The sequence below is a fragment of the Kaistella sp. genome (assembly GCF_032060305.1).
GTDB lineage: Bacteria > Bacteroidota > Bacteroidia > Flavobacteriales > Weeksellaceae > Kaistella > Kaistella yananensis.
Genome location: NZ_DAMBHK010000012.1, coordinates 1 through 4,424, shown reverse-complemented (window position 1 = coordinate 4,424; position 4,424 = coordinate 1). Strand labels below are relative to the sequence as shown.

General features: G+C 40.0%; 5 protein-coding genes. All 5 read left to right on the top strand.

What is annotated here, in order from left to right; all coding sequences use genetic code 11:
* Window positions 1–64: 64 nt before the first annotated feature.
* Entirely contained in the window at window positions 65–547 is a 483-nt protein-coding gene (locus V5N63_RS02905; protein ID WP_088468271.1) for a hypothetical protein, read from the top strand.
* Between the two features lie 60 nt (window positions 548–607).
* Window positions 608–1,330 carry an energy transducer TonB gene (locus V5N63_RS02900; RefSeq protein ID WP_332032756.1) on the top strand — a complete coding sequence of 241 codons (723 nt, stop codon included), beginning with the start codon at window positions 608–610 and terminating at the stop codon, window positions 1,328–1,330.
* A gap of 59 nt (window positions 1,331–1,389) precedes the next feature.
* Window positions 1,390–2,112 (top strand): energy transducer TonB, encoded by a 723-nt coding sequence (locus tag V5N63_RS02895; RefSeq protein ID WP_332032755.1) that lies wholly within the window; start codon window positions 1,390–1,392, stop codon window positions 2,110–2,112.
* A 106-nt stretch (window positions 2,113–2,218) separates the two neighbouring features.
* On the top strand, window positions 2,219–3,667 hold the full coding sequence (gene miaB, locus V5N63_RS02890) for a tRNA (N6-isopentenyl adenosine(37)-C2)-methylthiotransferase MiaB (protein ID WP_332032792.1): 1,449 nt from the start codon (window positions 2,219–2,221) through the stop codon (window positions 3,665–3,667).
* Between the two features lie 52 nt (window positions 3,668–3,719).
* On the top strand, window positions 3,720–4,424 hold a 705-nt coding region (locus V5N63_RS02885; protein ID WP_332032754.1), incomplete at its 3' end, for a sigma-54 dependent transcriptional regulator.

The window sequence follows — 4,424 nt, the reverse complement described above, 5'->3', positions numbered from 1 at the left end:
AAAAAACACTTGTAAAATCGGGTGTTTGCTTAAAAAGAGGTAACTTTAATAAAATTTTAAAACAATGAAAAATTTCTTAATACTTTTACTCTTTTCAGCCACATTGTTGCAGGCGCAATACCTTGTAGAAGACAATGACATCTCCGAAAACACTACAGAAGCCGGAAAACTTGCGATTTCTTATGACCTGAATAATCCTCTTGAATTTTATCGTCTTAAATGTGAAAATGCGGTTTACGCCCAGTTCCCCGGTGGCGAAAATGCCTTTAAGCAGACGCTTTTAAAAAATATGCGTGGCTATTTGGATACAGGATTTTACTCCGTAAACGGCACTTTCGAGCTGATCATTAACATCAGTAAAAATGGGAATCTGCAGCGTTTGGAATTAAAACCTGAAGTGCCTAACAGCAACCTGCTTTACCGCGATATTGAACTCGCACTGAGGAAGATGAATCCGAAATTTACGCCCGCAACCTGCAACGGTTCGCCGGTTGATTCTAAGCTGAGACAAAAAATAAACTTCAGGACAGAAAGTTTCGATCTCTAAAAAAATTAAACTTTGCATTCGGTGCAAAGTTTTTTTTTATATTTATGAAAATATTATTGAATGAAGTTATTCTATTTTCTTCTCTTTATCAGCAGTTTTTTAAGCGGCCAAACTCAACTGATATATTTTCCCAAAGATCAGCACAGCTACCTCGGAGGCAGAACAAATTTTTATAAAGATTTTCAGAAAGTGTTGCTTGAAAAAAAACTTAAACCCTGCGAAAACAAAAATGAATTTCTGTCCGCAGACGTTGTAGTGCTGGAAAATGACACAGCGGTGCTTTATGATCCCGAAAAATTACATAAACCTGAAAACAAATGTGCCCGGGAGCTTACAAAAGAAGTTGTAAAAAATATGCCTGGCTGGGTTTCGGCAAAAATTAATGGTAATAACAAAGCAGCTGTAGCGCACTATTATATTTATCCGGATGCTTTTTTTGATAATTTTAAAAACGATTATAATGCGGATGACATCATAGTAAATCCCACTTATGAAGGTGGAATTGATGCATTCAGAAAAGAAGTGATGAAGAGAGCAGATCCGCAGGATTTTTACGTAAAGGGCAAGGGCAAAGTTACCGTCATTGTTTTATTTGTACTGAATGAGCAAGGAGAAATGGAGGAATTAAAATTAGAAAATTCATCTGGTCTCAAAGAATACGATGAAATGATTCTGCGTACTATTAAAAAGATAAAAAACAAGTGGAAACCAGCAACTTTACACGGAGTTCCAATAAAATTTTTATTCAGAATGCCATTGTCATTTACCACTAAGACAATTTAAGAACTTGGCCAAAAAGATTCCGTCCGACTCTTGATTTAACATTGCCCTAATATTTTTCTATGAACCCTAAATTTTTACTCTTTCTTTCGCTTTTTCTCTATTCAACTGCTTTTTCACAGGACATATACGATAAATATCCTACCGGACAAACCGATTATGTTGGCGGAAATGTTCAGTTTTACAAAGATTTCCATCAGGTTTTAATTGATAAGAAGATGCAGCCTTGCGAAAACAAAAATGAAGCTTTCAGTTTCCGGATCGTAGTGTATCCCGACAAAAAAATAAAGTATGTTAAAAGTGAAGACGCTGAAAGTTTAGAGAAAAACAAATGCGCCTTTGAACTTACCAAAGAAGTTGCCAAATACTTAACCGGCTGGAATCCCGCTGTGGTAGACGGAAACAAAGTCGCGGCTCTCACCAGTTTCTGGATTATTCCTCATGAACTTTTTCAGGATTTAAAAGAAGGTTACGATCCTGTAAATGATATGGAAATGGCCACTTACGAAGGCGGTATCAACAATTTTCGCAAAAAAGTATTTCAAAGCATCGATCTTTCCCGGTTCACTTTCACCGGAACATTCAGGCTTACCGTAACGTTTGTCGTAGAAACCGACGGTAAAATAAGCAATGTGAAACTCGCCGAATCTTCTGGATTAAAGGCGTTCGACGATATGGTGGTAAAAAGCATCTCTCAAATCCGTAACAAATGGACTCCGGGAAACATCCACGGGATTCCGGTGAGATACCATTTCAAATTACCTTTAGCCTTTACAATGGATTAAATTTTTCTGCCATTCTGTCACTAAAATTCTTATCTTTGCACCGTTAACAAATTTGAATTTAAGTCTGAAACCTCAAATCTTAAATTCGTATTTCAAATCATTAATTGTGCAGGAAAAATATATAGACGAAACCAAACAGGGTGAAGCATTTGCAATTGCAGAGAAGCCACAGAACTCCAAAAAACTTTTTCTGGAAAGTTACGGATGCCAGATGAATTTCTCTGATTCTGAGATCGTTGCCTCCATTCTCAGCGAACAGGGATACAACACGACACTAAATCAGGATGAAGCAGATTTAATTTTATTAAACACATGCTCTATCCGTGAAAAAGCTGAGCAAACAGTGAGAATGCGTCTGTCTCAGTTCAAAAATTTAAAGAAAGCAAAACCCAATCTCACAGTTGGCGTATTGGGCTGCATGGCCGAAAGACTGAAAACAAAGTTCCTGGAAGAAGAGCAACTGGTTGATTTAGTTGTAGGACCTGATGCTTACAGAGATCTGCCAAATCTTTTAAAGGAGACCGATGGCGGCCGCGATGCCATCAACGTAATCCTCTCGAAAGAAGAAACATATGCCGACATCAACCCAGTCCGTTTAGGCGGGAACGGTGTTACCGCTTTTGTAACCATTACGCGAGGTTGCGATAATATGTGTACGTTCTGCGTCGTTCCGTTTACCCGCGGGCGCGAAAGAAGCCGCGATCCTCATTCGATCATCAACGAATGTAAAGAGTTGTGGAATAACGGATATAAAGAAATTACGCTTCTCGGCCAGAATGTGGATTCCTATCTTTGGTACGGAGGCGGACCGAAAAAAGATTTCAAAAACGCATCGGAAATGCAGAAACTTACTGCAGTAAATTTCGCACAGCTTCTTGATATGGTTGCCGTTGCTGTTCCTGAAATGAGAATCCGATTCTCTACGTCCAATCCGCATGAAATGACGGAAGAGGTTTTCAGAGTGATTGCGAAACACCATAATATCTGCAAATATGTTCACCTTCCGGTACAAAGCGGAAGCGACAGGATTTTAGAGAAAATGAACCGCCAACACACCCGCCAGGAATATTTGGATTTAATTAAGAAAGGAAAAGAAATCGTTCCCGATATCTCTTTTTCTCAGGATATGATTATTGGTTTCTGCGGCGAAACTGAAGAAGATCATCAACTTACCCTTTCCCTTATGCGAGAAGTGGAGTACGATTACGGCTACATGTTCGCTTATTCCGAAAGACCGGGAACGCCAGCCCATAAAAAAATGGAAGACGATGTACCTGCTGATGTAAAACAAAGACGATTAGCAGAAGTGATCGCGCTTCAGGGGGAACTTTCTAGAAAAAGAATGCAGGGTTATGTAGGCAGAGTTCATGAAGTGCTTATTGAGGGCACTTCCAGAAAAAACGAGAACCAGTGGAAAGGCCGAAACTCGCAGAACGCTGTTTGTGTTTTCGATAAAATCGAAGGCCAGAAGTTAGGCGACATTGTGTCTGTTTTTGTTCACGGAAACACCCAGGGAACGCTTTTGGGGACAACCGCAGCTGAGATTACGGTATAAGATTATTGACGTAAATCTCTTTAACCGTTTTGAAAACTTTGAAATTAAAAAAATGACAGATTTACAATCCATAAAAACCCGTTTCGGAATCATCGGAAACTATCCGGCTCTTAACCGGGCTCTGGAAAAAGCAATACAGGTCGCGCCAACCGACATTTCGGTATTGGTGATGGGGGAATCCGGTGTGGGGAAAGAATTTATTCCGAAAATTATCCATAGCGAATCCAGACGGAAGCACCAGCCTTATATTGTGGTCAACTGTGGCGCAATCCCTGAAGGAACCATTGATTCTGAACTTTTCGGACACGAAAAAGGTGCGTTTACCGGAGCAACTTCTACCAGAAAAGGATATTTTGAGGTTGCTGATGGCGGAACAATTTTCCTTGATGAGGTGGGTGAATTACCGCTCCAAACCCAGGTTCGTTTACTTCGTGTGCTGGAAAGCGGCGAATTTATGAAAGTCGGTTCTTCACAAATCCAGAAAACCGATGTAAGAATTGTGGCTGCCACGAATGTAAACATGCTGAATGCCATAAATGACGGCAGATTCCGCGAAGATTTGTATTACCGCCTAAATACGGTGCAAATCGACATGCCGCCGTTGAGAGAAAGAAAAGGTGATATTCATTTACTATACAGGAAATTTGCAATCGATTTTGCTGAAAAATACCGCATGCCCGAACTTTTGCTGACCGAAGATGCAGTGAATTACCTTGAAAAATATCCTTTCCCCGGAAATGTTCGGCAGTTGCGGAAT